We start from the raw sequence: 18,902 nt of genomic DNA, 5'->3' as shown, positions 1-18,902 counted from the left end.
AGCCCTGCACTTTGCAGGGCTTTTTTATGCCACCAGCATTACAGGAGCATATCCTGCTAGCATGTAGAGAATTACCCGCTATGCTTAATTTATTATAAAAAACAGTAAGGCTAAATTAGGTTATGCAAAATCGTCGACAGTTTTCTCGTGTGCTATTTTCGACTAACGCTCTGTTATGTTTTGATAGCCAACAGTATCCGTGTAAATTACTCGATCTATCGCTACATGGCGCGTTGGTCACTAATTGTGATGCATTTATTGGCAGCCACAATACGCAAGCAATACTGCGTTTTACATTGCCTCAAAGCGATATAGAAATAAAAATGGAAGTAGTGATTTGCCATATTGAAGCCGATCATATTGGTTTAAAATGCCATCACATTGATATAGACAGTATTACTTATTTAAAGCGTTTAATAGAGCTAAACTTAGCCGATGATGAGCTACTGCATCGCGAATTAGCGTCACTTATTAATGACTCACAATAGACTCATTCACTTAAGTTGATTACCATAGCGCAAACTTTATAAAGCTTGTAAATATGCGCTTAAATCCTCATTTGCCTTTGGTATACCATCCTAACTACTCGTTTAGCTTTGATCCTAAGCATCGCTTTGTAATGAGTAAATTTGCACATTTATATCAACATGTTGCAAAGCTTGGTTTAATCGGCAGTAACCTAGTTGAGCCAATATTAGGCACACCAGAGCCCCTTGAGCTTGTGCATTGCGATAATTATATCCAAGATTTATGGCACAACCGCTTAGATGAAAAAGCAATGCGTCGCATTGGTCTACCTTGGTCAAAAGAGCTTATGGCACGTACATTTACAGCCCCTCAAGGAACGCTTCAAACAGCCCGCTTAGCACTTAAACACGGTATAGCGTGTCATCTTGCTGGTGGTACGCATCACGCACATAATGACTTTGGTTCAGGTTTTTGTATGGTTAACGATTTGGCCTTTACCACGCAAACTTTAATTGAATCGGGTGAGGTAACTAACGTACTTATTTTTGATTTAGACGTGCACCAAGGTGATGGCACAGCTGCAATGTTACAGCATCAACCCTATGCTTATACCTGCTCTATCCATTGTGAAAAAAACTTCCCCTTTAGAAAGTCCGCTAGCGATTTAGACATTGGCCTGGCAAATAATATGAAGGACGACGAATACCTTGCCATAGTTGACGAAACACTAAGCTATTTACTTAAAGAGCTAAACCCAAGCTTAGTACTTTACGATGCTGGCGTTGATATTTGGCAAGGTGATGGCTTGGGTAAGTTAGATATTAGCTGGGATGGCATAGCTAAACGTGACCATTTAGTATTAAAACGCTGCCTTGAACACAATACACCTGTAGCTACTGTTATAGGTGGAGGTTACGATAGAGATCACCTACGCCTCGCTAAACGCCACGCTATTGTTGTTGAACAAGCTGCTGGCTTTTAGTTTGAAATAAAAATGTTAAATTATCGTTCTTGTTTAATATGTAAAATAAAAAAGAGCATATTATGAAACAGCTATTTATTACCATCACGCTAATTTTATTAAGCTTTACAGCTTACGCACAAGATACAAGCTCAGAAGCAACATATCCTAAATTGCCTACATTAAATTTACAAATGGCTGATGGGTCGCCACTCAACACTCAAGATTTATTAGGTCAACCTTACGTTTTACACTTTTGGGCAACGTGGTGCCCGTACTGTAAAAAGCTACAGCCAGCACTTCAAAAAATTGATGATATGGGCTTAAAAGTTATTGCCGTGAGCTTTAAAGAAGATGACGATGCTACTCCCGCTAAAGCACTTAGCGAAAGAGGTTATACTTTTAAAACAGCTGTAAAAGCCGATGCAATAGCACAGCAATTAGGTATACGAGGCACACCTACTACATTGTTTGTAAATAAAGAAGGCAATGTAATTTGGCTGACTAATACGTCAAACCCAGAAGATCCAAACCTACATTTAAAGGCACGAACATTGTTGCACTCCATCGACATGACAAATGAGTAGCTTATTGCGTTTTTAGCTGATTAGGTGTTAAGCCTGTCCAGCGTTTAAAAGCGCGCCGAAAGTTAGGTATATCGTAAAAAGCTAAATGTTCAGCGACTTGTTCGTTATGTTTAGCGCACAGAGTAAGTAGGTAAATAGCTTTGTGCTTATTTTGCTCATCTATTAACGCTGAAAAGCGTACCCCATTGAGTTTGAGCCTGCGCTTAAATGTAGCTGAACTCATAGCAAAGTGCTTCGCGGTACACTCTAAATTAGCACTTGGGTGAGAGTATAAGTATCTGCAGACGGCTTCAATAAAAGTCATGCTAACTACGCTTTTATTATGTAGCTGCGACTGCGCTTGCATAAATCGTAATTGACTCGCATGCGGGTTTTTAGCCCTTAACATGGTTTTATTTAATACCCAGCGAGTACATGGCTTATCAAAACTTACCTTTAGCCCTAAATTTTGTTCGTATTCTTGAATATGCCGAGGGCGTTTAAAAGCAAAGTCAAACTGACAATGCGGGTAACTTTCGCTCACTCGTTTAAGTAAACTATAAAATGCAGTGCTGTATATCTCTAGCACATAGTGGTAAAGGCTTTCATCAAGCCCATGTGCTGGCTGAATATAAATATAAACATTATCGTTTTTAATATACGTTTGGCTAAACAGCAAAGGCGCTAATTGCATTCTTAAAAGTGATAATTGCTTTAATACTTGAGCTAAATTATCGCTATATTTTAATGCCTGAGCTTCGGCTCGAGTGTCGTGAATAAGTTGGCTACCGAGTAAAAAACCACTGTCAGTACTTTTCATCAACAACTTAAATTGAGCTAATAAACGCACCTGCTGAGACACACTAAATGTATGCTGAAAATTAAGTATATCTTGTTCAAAAATACCGGTACCGCGTAGCAGCTTATGTAAATTTATGTTTCGGCTTTGAGCAAGCTCTACAGCTGACGTAATAAGCCCTTGAGCGCTTAAATATTTATCGTCTTGGCTAACAAACATGTGCACGGTGCGCTACTTTTTGTTGGTGCTTTTTTTGTTGTAATTGACTATGCAGTTGGCTTGTTAGTTTGCCTGTACTGTTATGCGTATTACCTTGTATTAAGGCGGTAGTGACATATTGAAACTTTGCTTTTTTAGATGCTTCAACTTTAAATGCACAATGCTTTAGAGCTCCTTTAATTTGTGCCATCAACTCTTTAGCTTGCTGCTCTGTAGTGGCTGGCATTAGTACCATAAAGCAATCCCCTGCGTAGCGGCACACTACATCACTTAGTCGGCAATTCATTAACAATAGCTCGCTAATTTCACGCAGTAACCGGTCGCCCTCACTAAAGCCAAACTCACTATTAAAATGCGAAAAATCACGAATATCAATAGCCCCAAGCCAGAGTGGTTGTTTGCTCGTAAGTTGCTCTTTAATTGCTGAGTCTAGGTACTGCGCCTTATAAAGACCTGTAACTGAACACACCTTATCGTGCTCACGTAAATGCGCTTCACGGCGGCGTAGCTGACGATTTAATACGTACTGCTCTTGATGCCAATAATACAAACCCACACTCGTTAACAACATGCCTAAAGGTGCTGGCAGAGATTCAATCCAACTGAGCCATTGATGGGCGGGATGCATTAGCCATTCATCAAGTAAATCTAGGGTTGCCGAGAACATAAATAACCCAACACCTATTACTAAGTAAGTGGTTACTTTACCCGGTGGTCTTGAAATTAATAACGCGGTAATCCATACAAGAGTCATTAATACAATACCGCCCTCCCCCATAATATCGAGCCACTGAATACTGGCGTAAGTTTTTAATACACCTAAATAACTACTTAAAAACACAGCGCTAAAAAACATCGCAATAATAGCGTTTATTAATAATCGGTGGCTGATAAAGGGGTTAAATCGCATGTGCGGTATCTCGTTTATAAATGAGTTTTAAAGTTAGTTCATACAAGTTTTTGTTAGCAGGGTCATATTAGCTCAGCTATATGACAACGAGATGATACCTACTTTAAAAACAGCCCTGCACGGTACATAACACCTGACTTTACGAGGAGTGATAAAAGCTCAATACACTCTATATATTGCTCAAACACCTCTAAATACATGTATTTAACCTAAACACTGTCACATTTACGTAATCAAATATCTTTAGCTTGCTCGCCATACCAAGAAACAAACCAGCAATAACCAAGAGCAAATACAATGAAAGACTTTAAAATAAAAGCACTGGTAGCCGCATTAGCCTTATGTAATTTGACGGCTTATGCAGAAGATGATGCAAAAGAAACCGCAAAAAAAGATATCGAAGTTTCTGACAAAATTGTTGTATACGGTGAAATTGGCTACAGAAACCGCTCAGACGAACTCGCACCAACCTTGGAGTATTCACAAGAGTACTTTCAACGTTTTGAACCATTGACCGCAGGCGATGCATTAAAACGAGTACCCAGTGTTACATTTTTATCGGATGTGCTTGAATCGGATGGTGCACGTATGCGGGGGTTAAGCCCTGCTTATACAAAGGTGCTTATAAACGGTGAAGAAGTACCTGGCGCTGGTGCCGACCGTTCATTTTTTGTTGACCGAATTCCGGCTGAGTTAATTGAACGCGTTGAAATAATTCGCTCATCAAGTGCTAACCGCTCAGCCGATGCTATTGCGGGCACATTAAATATTGTATTGCGCGATGGTTACAGTTTAGATGGCGGTTACTTGCGTGCTGGTGGCTTGCTTTATGACGATGGTGAATTTAAAGAAAGCTTAGCTGCAGTGTACGGTACTGAATTTGCGGGTGGGCGCTTATTACTTGGTGCAAATTTACAAGGCAGATATAACCCAAAACAAAAAAATAGTTTGCGCTACGGCGATAGCCCTGAAAACAATATAAACTTTCAAACAGAAGAATTTGATAACCGCGAAGACCAATCTGACACTCGTGATGGCGACGACACGTCACTTAACTCCAGCTACGAAATTGTTTTTGACGACGATAGTCAGTTTAATATTAGCGCTATGTGGGTTGATACAGAGCGTACTGAAGATGAACGTTCATTTGAATACAACGATCCGATTGCAACCAATAACGATATTGTAAATGGCGGTAACTTAGAAACAGATAATGCGAATGTTAAATATATTGACCAAACTAATTACAACATCAATACCGCTTATGAATTTCCACTACTAAGTGGCACAAGTAAGTTTAAATTTGGCTTTGCTCGGTTTGAAGAGTCTGTTTATGAGGAAGAAGTCGAATTAGATACCTCAGAGCTGCCTATGGTATTTGAAGAAGAGCAAACTAAAAGTGAAATAGATGATAAAGAATGGACTCTACAGTGGCAACACAGCCAACCTTGGGGTGACAGCAAAGAAATTCAGTTTGGTGCATTTTTACAAAATAAAAAACGCGATAGCAATATTTTTGAAGCCACAGACGAGCTTGAATTAGCACTTACCAGTTGGGATCAATATGCAACAACACCTTTAACGCTTGCTGCATTTAATAGCGAGTACGAAGCGGTTACTGGTGGTGTAAACACTTTAGAAGAAGATCGCTTTGACTTATTTGCTCTTATTAAGCACAAAGAAGATTTATTTGCTTGGGAGTTGGGCATTCGCTGGGAGTCTACCGATTCTAAAGTTAATGATAAAACGATTGGCGTGACCGAAGATAATAATTACGACTTTATCCTCCCCTCAGCACACTTTCGTTATAACGTTAGCGAAAATGGACGTATAAGTGCATCGGTTGCACGCAGTTTACGCCGCCCTGAGTTTGATTTTTTAACGCCAGCACTTATCGAAAAAGAACTTGGCGATAACGACCAACTAGGTAACCCTGAATTAAAACCTGAATCAGCTTGGGGTATGGACTTAGGCTACGAGTATCGCTTAGGAAAAAGTGGCGTTATAGGTATTAATTTATTTTATCGCAAAGTAAATGACCTAATAGAAATAGCAAATACAGGACAAGAAGGTTCTGAGGGCGAAGGTACATTTGTACTGCAACCACGCAACACCGGCGATGGTAATGTTAAAGGAGTTGAGCTTGATTTATCTACTCCACTTGGCGCGTTTAGCATGCCTAATACGGGTGTATTTTTAAATTACTCATGGCTTGATAGTGAAGTAACCGATTTTTTTGGAACTCGCAAATTTAACGACCAATCAGACTACGTTTATAACATTGGGTTTATTCAAGACTTACCCGAACTCAAAGCTGCATTTGGCGTAACTTACCGTAAGCAAGGTGATGCCTATGGACGTATTGTAGGTGAAGAAATAACTACATCTTACAGTGCCGACTTTGAAGTGTTTTTAGAAAAACGTTGGGAAGATGTAACGCTACGCTTGGTGGGTTCAAACCTACTTGATGCAAGTAAAGACGAAACCTTTAATAAATTTGATACTGTTGAAGATCAGTTTAGTAGAAGCTTTGATGAGTACGAAATTGAATCTGAAGAAGCGGGACCGGTTTATCAACTTATGCTGCGTTACGCGTTTTAAATAAGTTTATGAGGTAGTGCTAATCACTTTATTTAGCGCTACCAACATGGGAGAACAATAATGATAAAAAAAACATTACTGCTAATAACAGTTGGTCTATGCAGTATACAAACCGTATTGGCAAACGTAACGTACACCGACGCATTATACGAGCAACAAAAAATTGCAAACTTGACTGCGCTACCTAAGAGCTTAAATTTTACGGTTATTGGTGATTGGGGTCATAACGGGCACTTTTATCAAAAAGACGTAGCACACCAGTTAGAAATAGCGATGTTTCAAACGGATGGTGATTTTACTATTTCAACTGGCGATAACTTTTATCCCAATGGCGTGGCAAGTGTTAATGACCCGCATTGGCAAAGTGCCTATGAAGATATTTACCATGGTCCACATACATTCGAGCCTTGGTATGTAGTACTGGGTAATCATGATTATTTAGGTAATGCGCAAGCACAACTTGATTACAGTAAAAAAAGTCAGCGCTGGAATTTACCTGCACGCTATTACAGCAAAACCTTTACTTTAAAAGGTGGCGAGCAGATATTAATGGTGTTTTTAGACACTAATACTTTAAACCCTGAATACAAAACACGCGAAAAATACAAAGCAACTCAAGGGCAAAACAGCCAAGCGCAATTAACATGGTTAAATAGCCAACTCTCAAATAGCCAAGCACGATGGAAGATAGTGGTTGGTCATCACCCACTTTATAGCAGTGGAAAACGTTATGGACTTACTGAAGGTTTACGTAATTTACTCGAGCCCATATTTGAGCAAAATGGTGTGCAAGCATACATAGCAGGACACGAACATGACCTGCAACATAACCAAATAGATGGCAGTAAACTCGACCACTTTGTATCTGGTGGTGGTAGCGAAGCGCGTTACGTAAAACAACGTGAATTTACGCGTTTTGCAGAAGCTACTCCAGGATTTTTGAGCTTTTCGATTAACAATGAAGCACTAAAAGCAACGGCTATTAACTATAAAGGCGAAGTGCGTTACAGCACTCAAAAGCGCTTTGACCAATAAAAGGTTACAACATGAACTTTAAATTAAAAACATCTCTTAGCTTAATTGTAAGTAGCTTAGTGCTTAGCACATTAAGTGCGTGTAGCAATAGTAACGTGGCTACAAATACGGCAGTAAAAAACACACCTGATAAAGTAGTCATTAATAGTACTAAATTTGGTCCAACAGATAACATGCAAGGCTCACAAGCGGCATGGTTAAATAATAACAATTGGTTGCTAGCAAGTGAAAGCAAAGGCTTAGTGTTAGTTGAAAGTGAAGCGCAACAAAGCCGCATTATAAAAAAAGGTAACTTTGAAGCGCTTGCTGTCACTAAGCTAACAGCACACTCATTTTTGGTTGCAACTATTGATAACAATCAAGATAACGTTGTTATATTTAAGCTTGAGCACACTCAAAGTGGCTGGAATACAATTGAACTAACCCGCATTAACCCACCACAAGCACAACCCGATACGGTGTGTTTATTTGCTAATAAAGCGAGTGAATCAATATCGGCATTTGTTCCTGATGTACGCGGGCTAATTACCGAAACTATTATTTTTGATACAGCGAATAATAAAGCGGTTAACGTAAATGTACGTGAATTTTCTGGTGTTAGTGAGGCGTCGGGTTGTGCTGTAAGTACAACAACAAATACCTTATATGTAAGTGAAAGCGAAGTAGGCATTTGGGCAATAAACGCGAACGCGGAATCGCAAGCAGATAAAAAACCGATTGCTTTAGTCGCCCCCTTTGGAAAGTTAGACAGTGAACTAGGAGCTATTTCAGCTTCGCAAGATGGTATTATCTGGTTTACTAGTACCAAAAACAATACTGTGTATGCTTATGATCCAATTAGTAAAATGCTTAATAACTGGATGTTAAATGGTGACTTGAGCTTGGAATCGGTAGCGGTAAATTACACAAGTAACAACGCGGCAACGGCAGTGCTGTATAACGACGAAACAGGCGCTTATATTAAAAGTACATTACCTGTAACACCTATCAAAAAACCATTAAAAACCAACACTCAATCAATCACTCAAATAAAGGCAAGTGCACAAACGGCCCCCGTTCAAGCATTTGGTGATGCAGCAGACGATCCGGCAATTTGGGTTAACCCTAAAGATGTAGCAAACAGCTTAATTTTAGGCACCGATAAACGCCGTGGACTAATGGTATACAGCCTAAATGGCAAGCTTGAACAGTCACTTGAAGTTGGTCGTTTAAATAACGTAGACCTTCGACAAAATAGCACGATTAAAAACAGTACCAATACATTAATAACTGCTAGTAACCGAACGCTTAACGGTATTAGTGTATTTACAGTACAAGCTAATAATAGTGTGAAGTACATTGCTGATATTAATACCAATCTTGATGAAATTTATGGTTTATGTATGTACTCGTCAAATACGGGGAACTATGTATTTGTAAATGATAAATCGGGGCTATATCAACAATATAAAATCAGTGAGGATAACGAAAAAATAACAGGCAAACTTGTTCGCGAGTTTAACCTACCAAGCCAACCAGAAGGCTGTAGTGCAGATGATGAACTAGGACAATTATTTGTAGGCGAAGAAGATGCCGGTATTTGGTTTATAGGTGCAGAGCCAACGGCAGGAAGTACACCGGTTATGCTACAAGGTATAAATGAGCAACTTGTTGATGATGTTGAAGGTATGGAAATTTACCACAGCGACAAAACACGTTATTTAATTGTTTCCAGCCAAGGTGATAACAGCTACGTACTGTATAAAATAAATAATGGTACTGCGGGCATTAAAACACCTAGCTTAGAGTTTACGGGTAAGTTTAATGTAATAAGTGATTTGGTTAATGGTATTGATGGCTCATCAGAAACCGACGGGTTAACAGTAACATCTAAGTCTCTTCCGGGTTATCCTGAAGGTATTTTAGTTGTACAAGATGGTTATAACCGTATGCCACAGCAGCCTCAAAACTTTAAAATAATAGATTGGCGAGAAGTAAAAAAAGCAATTAAGTAGTGCTTATTTAGTCGCCATTATTTTAATGTCGCTTTGAGATTACCTTGAAATTGTATAAAAGGCTCATTTGAGTCTTTTATACAATTCTTTGCAGTTAAGTATTAAGTGTAATTAACTCAATGTAATATATATTTTATACTACAATGTAAGCTCATAAATTAATTGAGATTATTATGCGCTTACTACTTACTTTATTACTAATCACTTTAAGTGGCTTTGCCGCAGCTGAAGAAGAAAAAGCAGAACTACCACCGGTAGACCCCGCTTACAATGCTGAGCATCCTATGGCTTTGGTTAATCAAGGCTCATCTATTATTGCAATGAATTTACCCACCTATAATTTACCCAATGATTTGCAAGTTGTTTATAAAATTGGAAACCCAGATGTCGCACTCTTAAATTTTGTTAGAAATGCTGAGCTAATCACGGTTAAGCCACAAGCGTTTAATATTCAACATTTAATGCGTGGTGAAGAAATTACGATTATTGCTGATATTTATGAGGGTGATTATAGAGAAGGTGGCAGTTTAATTTACTCAAAAAAAGAGCTTGAGCTTAGTAAGCAACTGTATGCCAGAGAGCTAAAAGATTTAAGTGAATCATCGCAATGGCAAGACTACGACATGATTAATCTGGGCGGGAGTGAGCGTATTTATATTCATAAAATTCAACAAGCGCCGAGCTATAACCATCTTATTTTTGTTGATTTAGTTAATGCATGTATGCGAAAGCTTCGTACCTCAAAACGTGTCCCAGCTGAAAATGAGCTTACCTATAAATTTATTAACTGCGGCACCCTCAAACCACTTTATTACAATGCTGATGATTTTAAAAAATAGTTACTTATATTCAGTGATTAGTTTGAGCCCTTGCTTCATTGCCTCAACTGATTGCCCTGCAAAGCCTAAGCGAACATAACTATATTGCTTAGGCCTTAAACTTCTCACTGAATCAGCAAAGTAAAACTCAGATTCTGCCTGTAAATATAGGCTTTTACTTTGCATTGCTTGTTTTATATTGCTCGTATTTTTATTTAAGTTAACCCACATTGCCATACCGCCATCTGGCTTTTTATACTCTATTGGTAAACCCTGTGATTGCAGCAACGCTAACGTGTTGTCCATTGCTTCATAACGTTGTTTATAGTGTTTAGTCATGCGTTTTAAGTGGCGCTCAAATCCACCTTCTTGCATAAAGTGCGCAACGGCTAGCTGCATAACCACATCATTTTTATGATTCATTAACTGCTTCCATGCGGTTAACTGTGCTAATACTTCAGGAGCTGCACAAATGTAGCCAATTCTAGCGCCTGAGAACATGATTTTAGAAAATGTAGATAAGTAAATAATAATCCCAGCGGGATCGTCCCCAGCCATAGGTTGCAATGGCTGACAGCGATAATGAAACTCGTGATCGTAATCATCTTCAATAATCATTACGCCATACTCATAACATAATTGATAAATTTGCATGCGCCGTGTGGGCGAAAGCGTAACGGTAGTTGGGTATTGATGCAGCGGGGTTAAGTACAGCATTTTTATTGGATATCGTCTAAATTGCGCTTTTAAGTCATCAACACATAAACCATATTCATCTTGTTTTATATCTATTAATTGCGCGCCACAAGCAGCAAAGGCTTTGCGTGCTGGTGGGTAGCCTAAAGTCTCAACGGCTACGAAGTCATCTTTACTTATAAATACCTTTGAAATTAAAAATAAAGCTTCTTGTGAGCCATTACATACAAGTAAGTCTGATACTTTTAAATTTCTAGTTTTATGTAAGTAATCGCTTATCTGAACTTTTAGCTCACTCACTCCACCTATATCACCATAATGAAGCTTACTGGTATCTAAATGATTAAATACATGACTTACAGAGCGTTTAAATTCTTTATAAGGAAAGCTATTTAAATCAGGAAGTCCACCTGCAAAATTATATACGTAGTCTTTTAAATTCATTGCCGGAATAGGCACGGCTAACTCTGTAGCAAATTTATAAGGTTTTGGTGTTAAAACTGGCGTGTGCTCACAGTTAGCACTGCTTTGAATTGGTAGTGTTTGAGTGACGCTATACCCAGAGCGTTCATGAGATTCTAGCCATCCTTCGGCTACTAATAACTGCAATGCGTTCATTATTGTATGACGGTTTAACTGATACGCTTGCGCCATAACTCGAGCAGAACTGAGTTTTGTACCAGGTGCAATATCTCCCTTTACGATAGAACCACGCAAAGCATCTGCAACTTGTATGTACTTAGCTTTGTTTGAGTCATTAAATTCAATATTAAGCGGTTGCATGTCATTCCCTTATAACTGGTATAGCTAAAAATCCAATTCTGGTTGTTTTTACCAAGCCAAATTAGCGTACATTTGTTGCTTGTAAATAGCAAAGCTTAGAGGCAACATGTTTACTCAACAGATACATAAAACAAATAAGGTAATTTTAGAGCCATTAAATTATGAGCATTTAAAAGGCTTATATAAAGCAGGGCAACATCCAAAAATATGGGAATGGGTATTAAGCAACTATACAAAAACACCCGAACAGTTAAAGGAATGGTTTACCACCAGTGCACAATTTAATAAAAAAGAACAAATTGTATTTGCCATAGTAGACATAGCCAGCAAAGAGGTTGTAGGCACTACACGACTATTTAGATTAGATACACATAACTTAAGTGCTGAAATTGGTCATACATTTATAAGCCATCACTGGCAGCAAACTTATATTAATACTCACACTAAATATTTACTGCTTAGCTATGCTTTTGACGCGTTGAATTTAGTGCGAATAACGTTTAATACTCACGCAAAAAATCAAAAATCTCGAAATGCAATTACTCGACTAGGCGCCCGATTTGAAGGTATAGCCTATAAAGATAGATTGCTAAGTGATGGAAGTTACAGAAGCACAGCAAAATTTAGCATTATTGACGAGCATTGGCAGAGCATTAAGTTGCAGTTAGAGGAGAAGCTTTAATGTACCCACCTACACATTTTCAAGAACATAATATTGCACGTTTGCAGGCATTAGTTGAGCAATTCCCTCTAGCGAGTATTTTAATGCCCTGCTCGCAAAGTGACTTAAATAATATATGCCAAGTTCCTGTATTATATGAGCACTCACATAATGTATTTATTGCTCACGTAGCAAAACATAACCCGCTAGCGCAATGTGATAAACAGCCAGTAAAATTACTATTTAGTGGCGATAACTGTTATCTATCTCCCTCGTATAGTAATAATAAAACACTGCCGAGCTGGCTTTATTCATCAGTACAAGTAACTGCAAATGTGAGTATTATTGAAAGCGATAATGAGAAAGACAAAATAATGCGGCAACTAACGAGCCATTTTGAGCAAGGCTTTACGCCAATGTGGAAGATTACTGACGTGCCCAAAAGCAATCGCCAAGCAATGTATCAACAATTAAGCTTTATAGAATTTACTCCTACTCATTGGAGTGGAAACTTTAAGCTAAGCCAAAATAAATCACCAGAGGTAAGAGCACGAATAAAACAAAGCCTAGAACTTGCCAATAAGCGCTCTATTGCACAGCTATTTTAGGCATAAAAAAAGGCCCTTTCGAGCCTTTGGATTAACTTTGGAATAGTTAAAAATTTTTAAATTAGGTAAGCGTTAATAGCTGTGGAGCAACACTATGATAATCAACAGCCATAGCAATACTTAACGCTGTAATATTAATAATTGAAAATGCGAACACTTTACGTGCCCAGCTACTCATATCAATATTACGACGATAACCGCGCAGCGCCATTAGCAACCACCAAAAGCTGGTAATACAAGCAACAGCCATAAAAGCAGCACCTGTGTAGCCAGTAATTGGCAGTAACATCACAACTAGGGCATATACAGCAATGTAAAGTACGATATGGCGTTTTGCTTTGTCGATACCTTGCGCTACTGGTAATACAGGAATACCTGCAGCTTGATAATCTTTAAAGCGAAAAATAGCAATAGCGTAAGAGTGCGGCATTTGCCACAAGCTAAACATGACTAGCAGTATTAATGCGCCCATATCGAACTGCCCTGTTACGGCGCAGTAACCTACTACTGGCGGTACAGCGCCAGAAAGGCTGCCTACAAAAGTGCCATATACTGAGTTGCGTTTCATGTAGAGGCTATAAACCGCTACATAAATTACGTAGCCAAAGGCTGCAAAAAATACCGCGGCTTGAGTGGTGTAGGCGATAAGTAAACCAAAGCCCACAACACCCAATAAAATACCGTGACTAAGTGCAGCAAAGGCCGACATTTCGCCCGTTACTGTAACCCGCGTACGAGTACGCGCCATGGCCACATCTATGTCTCTATCTATAACATTATTGATAGCGCAACCTGATGCAACCACTAGCGACAAACCAATTAATGTGGCAATCATTAACCATGGGTCTATATCACCGCGCGAAGCAAGTAAAAACCCGCCCGCTACGCTGATCAAATTGCCCATAATAATACCCGGCTTTGTCACTGATAAATAACGACGAAACATCTTCAACTCCTAGTACATCATCATTGCGTTAGATTCATAAATGATCCAAACAGATAACCCAACAACCATTACGATGATCAGAGCACTGAATAGGAATGAGAAAGTACTTGCACGGCCATCTTCGGTGGTAAAATTAAGGTGTAAAAAGTATTTTAAATGCACCCAAATTTGTACGATTGCTAAAGTAACAATGCTCCAAAGCGTTGTTGCTTTTGAGAAGTCACCTTCCATTACCATGTAAAACGGTATAGCAGTTAAAATTACCGATAGCACAAAGCCAATTAAGTAAGTTTTAACACTGCCATGAGATTCATCATAATGATCACTTTGCGTTTGCTTTAACGCATGCGTTTCGCTGTGGCTCATTACATTGCTCCCATTAAATAAACAACGGTAAATACACAAATCCAAACAATGTCTAAGAAGTGCCAAAATAGGCTTAAGCAGCTTAAACGCGTTACGGTTGCTTTACCTAAGCCGCGTTTAGCAACTTCAATCATCATTATGGTCATCCAAATTAGACCCGCTGTTACATGTAAACCATGTAAGCCAACTAATGAGAAAAACGATGTTAAAAAGGCACTTTGTTGTGGACCATTGCCATGCACAATTAGGTGATGAAATTCGTATACTTCCATACCAATAAACACAGCACCTAAACAAAACGTAACAAATAACCAAGTCAGTGTTAGTGCCTTTTTTTGCCCTTGAGCGGCAATCATGGCAAAACCAAAAGTAATACTACTAATCAGTAGTGCTGCAGTTTCTACTGCTACAAAGTCGAGTTCAAAAATATCTTTACCCGATACGCCACCGGCTGTGTTCATAAATAACACAGCGTAAGTGGCAAAAAACGAGGCAAACAGTAGGCAATCGGTCATTAGGTATAACCAAAAACCAAATACAGTATCACCCGAAGTATCATGGTGATCATGCGCGTGGGCATGATCATCGTGTGATACAGAGTCTAAATTTGCAGAAAGTGTACTCACGCTTTTAACTCCTTAACGCCACTTGAATTATATGCAGCTTCGATGCGTGCAATTTCATCAGGTTGTATATAGTAATCTACATCGCTGGTGTAACAACGTTTGATAAATATGGCAATTCCGCCTACTAGTCCAACAACAGCTAACCACCAAATATGCCAAATCATTGCAAAGCAAAATACTGTTAAACTTGCTGCCATTAACACGCCAGCTGATGTGTTTTTAGGCATATGAATAGGGCTGTAGTTTGCTTTATCTTGATATGCTTGACCTTTTTCTTTCATATCGGTCCATGCATCAATATCATCGATATGTGGAATTGTTGCAAAGTTATAAATTTGCGGAGGTGAACTTGTAGCCCACTCAAGTGTGTGGCCGTTCCACGGATCGCCTGTTGTATCGTCAAGCGCTTCACGGTCTCTAAAGCTCACATATAATTGAATAACTTGGCTAATAATACCAAACATAATAATTACAGCACCGCCTGCGGCAATGTATAACCACATGTTCCAATCTGGGTTGTTAGTGTGGTTTAAACGACGTGTCATACCTAAGAAACCAAGTACGTACAGCGGCATAAATGCTACGAAGAAACCAATAATCCAACACCAAAATGATGCTTTGCCCCATTTTTCATTAAGTTTAAAGCCCATTGCTTTAGGGAACCAAAATACAAAACCGGCCAGGTAACCAAACACAGCACCACCAATAATTGTGTTATGGAAATGTGCAATTAAGAATAAGCTGTTATGCAGTACATAATCGGCGCCAGGAATGGCAAGTAATACACCGGTCATACCGCCTACGGTAAAGGTAACCATAAAGCCAAGAGTCCAAAGTACCGGTACACTTATACGTAAACGACCTCGGTAAATAGTAAATAACCAGTTAAACAACTTAACCCCAGTTGGTACGGCAATAACCATGGTCATTACCCCAAAGAACGCGTTAACGTTAGCACTTGAGCCCATAGTAAAGAAGTGATGTAACCAAACAATAAAGCCTAAAATTGAGATTGCACCGCTGGCGTAAACCATCGATTTGTAACCAAACAAACGTTTACCGGCAAAGGTCGAAATAATTTCAGAAAAAATACCAAACGCTGGTAATACTAATATGTATACCTCAGGATGACCCCATGCCCAAAACAGGTTGATGTACATCATGGCGTTACCGCCCAATTCATTGGTAAAGAAGTGGAAGTCGAGATAACGGTCAAGCGTTAGCATTGCAAGTACAGCAGTTAAAATTGGGAATGATGCTGCAATTAAGATGTTTGCCCATGTACATGCCCATGTGAAAATTGGCATTTTCATTAGGGTCATACCTGGTGCACGCATTTTAAACACGGTTGCTAAAAAGTTTACGGCTGTTAGAAGTGTACCGAGCCCGGATATTTGCAAGGCCCAAATATAATAATCGACCCCCACCCCAGGGCTAAAGGTCAGCTCCGAAAGCGGCGGATATGCCACCCAACCTGTTTTTGCAAACTCACCAAACACAAGTGATAAGTTAATTAAAATTGCACCACTGGCTGTAAACCAAAAACTTAAATTATTTAAAAATGGAAAAGCAACATCGCGAGCACCAATTTGAAGTGGTAATACGATGTTCATTAGACCAATCATAAATGGCATTGCCATAAATATGATCATGATTACGCCGTGGGCAGTAAATATTTGGTCGTAGTGTTCTGGTGGTAAATAACCTGGCGCACCACTGGTAGCAAGTGCTAACTGCGCACGCATCATTATTGCATCAGAAAAACCACGAAACAGCATTATTAGTGCTAAAAGAATATACATTACGCCTAAGCGTTTGTGATCAACAGACGTGATCCAGTCGCGCCAAAGCACGCCCCATTTTTTATACTTTGTAATAAGCCCGGCAATAATAAGCCCAGCTATCGCAATAACCGACATCGTGAACACAAGAATTGGCTCATGAAACGGAATTGCGTCGAGTGAAAGATTACCTAATAACGACATTATTATTCCTCGCCTTGGCTGTGAGATGAAGGCATTGAGTGCTCACTCATTTCATGATGCTTTTTACTCATTTGCCCATGTTCGCCCATTGCATGGTGTTTTTTGTTCATATCGCCATGCGCCTGCATATACTTCATAACAATGGTATGAAATAAGCCGTCATCAACTTTTCCGTAATATGCTACTGGGTTATTTTCACTTGCTTTTGCAAGCTCAACATAATTTGCATGAGTCAGGTTATTAGCGCTTGAATTCGCTTTCACATCACTCACCCACTTATCAAAGTCTGCTTGAGTAGGTGTAGCAATGGCATTAAATTTCATGCCAGTGAAACCTGCGCCGCTGTAATTTGCTGAAAAGCCTTTAAACGTACCTGGCTCATTTGCAATTAAGTGAAGCTTGGTTTCCATTCCAGCCATTGAGTATATTTGACTACCCAATTGCGGAATAAAAAATGAATTCATTGTGCTCTCTGAGGTGATTTTATATTCAACAGGTACATTTGCTGGGAACACTAATTCATTAACCGTAGCAATACCTTGCTCAGGATATATAAATAGCCATTTCCAGTTTAGTGAAACCACTTCAACAGTAAGATGTTCACCTTTACCTTCAATGGGTTTATAGGGGTCTAAGTCTTGGGTAGACTGCCAGGTAATAACACCTAAAATGATTACAATAACAATAGGAACAGCCCAAACAACGGCTTCAATTTTATTTGAATGAGCCCATTTTGGAGCATAAATTTCTTGGTTTTGAGTGTCTCTATATTTCCAAGCGAAATACAAAGTCATCACAATAACGGGAACGACTACAAGCAACATAAGCACGGTTGCGATGATGATTAAATTTTTCTCATCAATGCCTATCTGCCCTTTTGGATCGAGTATCCCGCCTTTACAGCCTGACAACGCCAGCACTGTACTAGCTAAAGCAATATTACAAAGGTTACGAATTAACAAGAGAGTATCCTACAAACCTAGAGTTTCAATTTGCTGCTTAAAATAAAAACCAAAGCAACGATTTTTCAATAAAAACCCAAGTTAACTAGAATTAAATTATAAAAATAAGGGGGCTATTCAAAACCTAAAGCTCATGCCATTAATGACCTAGCAACAAACCCAGCTTTCTAAACGCATTTATATAACGTAATAAAAGTTAACTTGGGTGAGTGGTGGTTGGCTGAAATGTGTTTAAAAAACACGGAGCTACTTTGTTTTAGCTAACCTTAATTATTTACAGCAAGAACAAATAATTAAAACCAGCAACAAGATGCAGCGTTACAGGCAACCTGTAAAGCTAGGTGGAGCACGACAACCATGTGAAGAGATCACAGGCTGAAGAACTTTAGCCTCGCTAAAAGCAAAGGCTGCTTTACGGAGGATTATGCCAGCACGACGCGCTGGACAAATATGGAACAATAACCAACAAAGGCCAATAAGTAACTGACTTGATATGATCGGATGAGCTAAAAATTGCGCAAGATTAAGTAACAGTGGCTCTACAATAAACCCATCACTTAATAGCGCTTCAAGCTTGAAGGCATCCTCTAATGCACCGCTTAGCAACATCACAGTATTAAACACTAATAAAGTTATAGCTACACACACGCCCTTGCCTGCTTTATTCAAGCGTTCACACGTCTGCGGCTCGCCAGAGGCAAGTTCCGTAGTTGTATGATGCAAAGAAAGTGTGTTCAAAGACATTAACCTACTAAAATGACTATAACAAAATTAGAGTAATACAGTTTGCAACGGAAAAATTTAAAAAACATTGCTGTTGTAAACCCTAAAACCAGGTGCTAAATACAATCAAATCCAGCTAGCACATATTTACCTAGCGAAAATTGATCCGTATCAA

Annotated in this window: 18 protein-coding genes; 9 read left to right on the top strand and 9 right to left on the bottom strand. The window is 39.1% G+C overall.

Annotation, left to right across the window (positions count from 1 at the left end; genetic code table 11):
* Positions 1–122 precede the first annotated feature (122 nt).
* From H5087_RS00730 to H5087_RS00720, 3 genes are all read left to right on the top strand, one after another.
* The gene (locus tag H5087_RS00730) at positions 123–488 is read left to right on the top strand and encodes a PilZ domain-containing protein (RefSeq protein WP_002958114.1); all 366 of its coding nucleotides are present in this window, start codon (positions 123–125) and stop codon (positions 486–488) included.
* Between the two features lie 53 nt (positions 489–541).
* Positions 542–1,450, top strand: a complete 909-nt coding sequence (locus H5087_RS00725) for a histone deacetylase (RefSeq protein ID WP_182670834.1) — start codon at positions 542–544, stop codon at positions 1,448–1,450.
* 62 nt (positions 1,451–1,512) lie between these two features.
* Complete coding sequence (locus H5087_RS00720) at positions 1,513–2,016, top strand: TlpA disulfide reductase family protein (RefSeq protein WP_182670833.1); 504 nt, start codon at positions 1,513–1,515, stop codon at positions 2,014–2,016.
* Between the two features lies 1 nt (position 2,017).
* On the opposite strand, the gene H5087_RS00715 is transcribed toward H5087_RS00720, so the two are convergent.
* Both H5087_RS00715 and H5087_RS00710 read right to left on the bottom strand, forming a co-directional pair.
* Positions 2,018–3,019 (bottom strand): AraC family transcriptional regulator, encoded by a 1,002-nt coding sequence (locus H5087_RS00715; RefSeq protein WP_182670832.1) that lies wholly within the window; start codon positions 3,017–3,019, stop codon positions 2,018–2,020.
* Positions 3,003–3,923: a GGDEF domain-containing protein gene (locus H5087_RS00710; protein WP_182670831.1), complete on the bottom strand. Its 921-nt coding sequence runs from the start codon at positions 3,921–3,923 to the stop codon at positions 3,003–3,005. Before H5087_RS00710 ends, H5087_RS00715 begins: the two co-directional genes overlap by 17 nt.
* Before the next feature lie 297 nt (positions 3,924–4,220).
* On the opposite strand from H5087_RS00710, the gene H5087_RS00705 reads away from it, so the two are divergent.
* The 4 genes from H5087_RS00705 to H5087_RS00690 all read left to right on the top strand — a co-directional run bounded on the left by H5087_RS00705 (position 4,221) and on the right by H5087_RS00690 (position 10,392).
* The gene (locus H5087_RS00705) at positions 4,221–6,524 is read left to right on the top strand and encodes a TonB-dependent siderophore receptor (RefSeq protein WP_182670830.1); all 2,304 of its coding nucleotides are present in this window, start codon (positions 4,221–4,223) and stop codon (positions 6,522–6,524) included.
* A gap of 60 nt (positions 6,525–6,584) precedes the next feature.
* Complete coding sequence (locus H5087_RS00700) at positions 6,585–7,559, top strand: metallophosphoesterase (RefSeq protein ID WP_182670829.1); 975 nt, start codon at positions 6,585–6,587, stop codon at positions 7,557–7,559.
* Between the two features lie 11 nt (positions 7,560–7,570).
* Complete coding sequence (locus H5087_RS00695) at positions 7,571–9,553, top strand: phytase (RefSeq protein WP_182670828.1); 1,983 nt, start codon at positions 7,571–7,573, stop codon at positions 9,551–9,553.
* A 173-nt stretch (positions 9,554–9,726) separates the two neighbouring features.
* A complete protein-coding gene (locus tag H5087_RS00690; protein ID WP_182670827.1) occupies positions 9,727–10,392 on the top strand; it encodes a hypothetical protein in 666 nt (221 codons plus the stop codon).
* Here H5087_RS00690 and H5087_RS00685 read toward each other — a convergent pair whose 3' ends face one another.
* Positions 10,393–11,850 (bottom strand): PLP-dependent aminotransferase family protein, encoded by a 1,458-nt coding sequence (locus H5087_RS00685; RefSeq protein WP_182670826.1) that lies wholly within the window; start codon positions 11,848–11,850, stop codon positions 10,393–10,395.
* A 106-nt stretch (positions 11,851–11,956) separates the two neighbouring features.
* Between H5087_RS00685 and H5087_RS00680 the strand changes: the two genes are divergently transcribed.
* Together H5087_RS00680 and H5087_RS00675 are read left to right on the top strand one after the other, a co-directional pair.
* Positions 11,957–12,532, top strand: coding sequence for a GNAT family N-acetyltransferase (locus tag H5087_RS00680; protein ID WP_182670825.1), 576 nt, complete (start codon positions 11,957–11,959; stop codon positions 12,530–12,532).
* Positions 12,532–13,119: an FMN-binding negative transcriptional regulator gene (locus H5087_RS00675; RefSeq protein WP_182670824.1), complete on the top strand. Its 588-nt coding sequence runs from the start codon at positions 12,532–12,534 to the stop codon at positions 13,117–13,119. The genes H5087_RS00680 and H5087_RS00675 overlap by 1 nt, the downstream gene beginning before the upstream one ends.
* Before the next feature lie 61 nt (positions 13,120–13,180).
* Here the strand turns inward: H5087_RS00675 and cyoE are convergent, their stop codons facing one another.
* The 6 genes from cyoE to H5087_RS00645 form a co-directional block, all read right to left on the bottom strand.
* Positions 13,181–14,065 carry a heme o synthase gene (cyoE, locus tag H5087_RS00670; RefSeq protein WP_182670823.1) on the bottom strand — a complete coding sequence of 295 codons (885 nt, stop codon included), beginning with the start codon at positions 14,063–14,065 and terminating at the stop codon, positions 13,181–13,183.
* A 9-nt stretch (positions 14,066–14,074) separates the two neighbouring features.
* A complete protein-coding gene (gene cyoD, locus H5087_RS00665; protein WP_182670822.1) occupies positions 14,075–14,431 on the bottom strand; it encodes a cytochrome o ubiquinol oxidase subunit IV in 357 nt (118 codons plus the stop codon).
* Positions 14,431–15,057, bottom strand: coding sequence for a cytochrome o ubiquinol oxidase subunit III (cyoC, locus tag H5087_RS00660; RefSeq protein WP_002958100.1), 627 nt, complete (start codon positions 15,055–15,057; stop codon positions 14,431–14,433). The genes cyoD and cyoC overlap by 1 nt, the downstream gene beginning before the upstream one ends.
* Entirely contained in the window at positions 15,054–17,042 is a 1,989-nt protein-coding gene (gene cyoB / locus H5087_RS00655; protein WP_024596558.1) for a cytochrome o ubiquinol oxidase subunit I, read from the bottom strand. Before cyoB ends, cyoC begins: the two co-directional genes overlap by 4 nt.
* Before the next feature lie 2 nt (positions 17,043–17,044).
* Positions 17,045–18,004 carry a ubiquinol oxidase subunit II gene (gene cyoA / locus H5087_RS00650; protein WP_039486806.1) on the bottom strand — a complete coding sequence of 320 codons (960 nt, stop codon included), beginning with the start codon at positions 18,002–18,004 and terminating at the stop codon, positions 17,045–17,047.
* 318 nt (positions 18,005–18,322) lie between these two features.
* Entirely contained in the window at positions 18,323–18,742 is a 420-nt protein-coding gene (locus H5087_RS00645; RefSeq protein WP_149594338.1) for a hypothetical protein, read from the bottom strand.
* Positions 18,743–18,902 lie beyond the last annotated feature (160 nt).

This window comes from Pseudoalteromonas sp. SR43-7 (genome assembly GCF_014163785.1).
Classification (GTDB): domain Bacteria; phylum Pseudomonadota; class Gammaproteobacteria; order Enterobacterales; family Alteromonadaceae; genus Pseudoalteromonas; species Pseudoalteromonas distincta.
Note: the sequence above shows the minus strand (reverse complement) of the source record. Positions and strands in the feature narration are given on the sequence as shown.

What these genes read in the sequence shown, in the direction of transcription:
- H5087_RS00675 (WP_182670824.1), top strand. Translation starts at nt 12,532, where the DNA reads ATGTACCCACCTACACATTTTCAAGAACATAATATTGCACGTTTGCAG.
- H5087_RS00680 (WP_182670825.1), top strand. Translation starts at nt 11,957, where the DNA reads ATGTTTACTCAACAGATACATAAAACAAATAAGGTAATTTTAGAGCCA.
- H5087_RS00710 (WP_182670831.1), bottom strand. Translation starts at nt 3,923, where the DNA reads ATGCGATTTAACCCCTTTATCAGCCACCGATTATTAATAAACGCTATT.
- H5087_RS00720 (WP_182670833.1), top strand. Translation starts at nt 1,513, where the DNA reads ATGAAACAGCTATTTATTACCATCACGCTAATTTTATTAAGCTTTACA.
- cyoE (WP_182670823.1), bottom strand. Translation starts at nt 14,065, where the DNA reads ATGTTTCGTCGTTATTTATCAGTGACAAAGCCGGGTATTATTATGGGC.
- H5087_RS00700 (WP_182670829.1), top strand. Translation starts at nt 6,585, where the DNA reads ATGATAAAAAAAACATTACTGCTAATAACAGTTGGTCTATGCAGTATA.
- H5087_RS00725 (WP_182670834.1), top strand. Translation starts at nt 542, where the DNA reads ATGCGCTTAAATCCTCATTTGCCTTTGGTATACCATCCTAACTACTCG.
- H5087_RS00690 (WP_182670827.1), top strand. Translation starts at nt 9,727, where the DNA reads ATGCGCTTACTACTTACTTTATTACTAATCACTTTAAGTGGCTTTGCC.
- H5087_RS00730 (WP_002958114.1), top strand. Translation starts at nt 123, where the DNA reads ATGCAAAATCGTCGACAGTTTTCTCGTGTGCTATTTTCGACTAACGCT.
- cyoD (WP_182670822.1), bottom strand. Translation starts at nt 14,431, where the DNA reads ATGAGCCACAGCGAAACGCATGCGTTAAAGCAAACGCAAAGTGATCAT.
- H5087_RS00695 (WP_182670828.1), top strand. Translation starts at nt 7,571, where the DNA reads ATGAACTTTAAATTAAAAACATCTCTTAGCTTAATTGTAAGTAGCTTA.
- cyoB (WP_024596558.1), bottom strand. Translation starts at nt 17,042, where the DNA reads ATGTCGTTATTAGGTAATCTTTCACTCGACGCAATTCCGTTTCATGAG.
- H5087_RS00705 (WP_182670830.1), top strand. Translation starts at nt 4,221, where the DNA reads ATGAAAGACTTTAAAATAAAAGCACTGGTAGCCGCATTAGCCTTATGT.
- H5087_RS00685 (WP_182670826.1), bottom strand. Translation starts at nt 11,850, where the DNA reads ATGCAACCGCTTAATATTGAATTTAATGACTCAAACAAAGCTAAGTAC.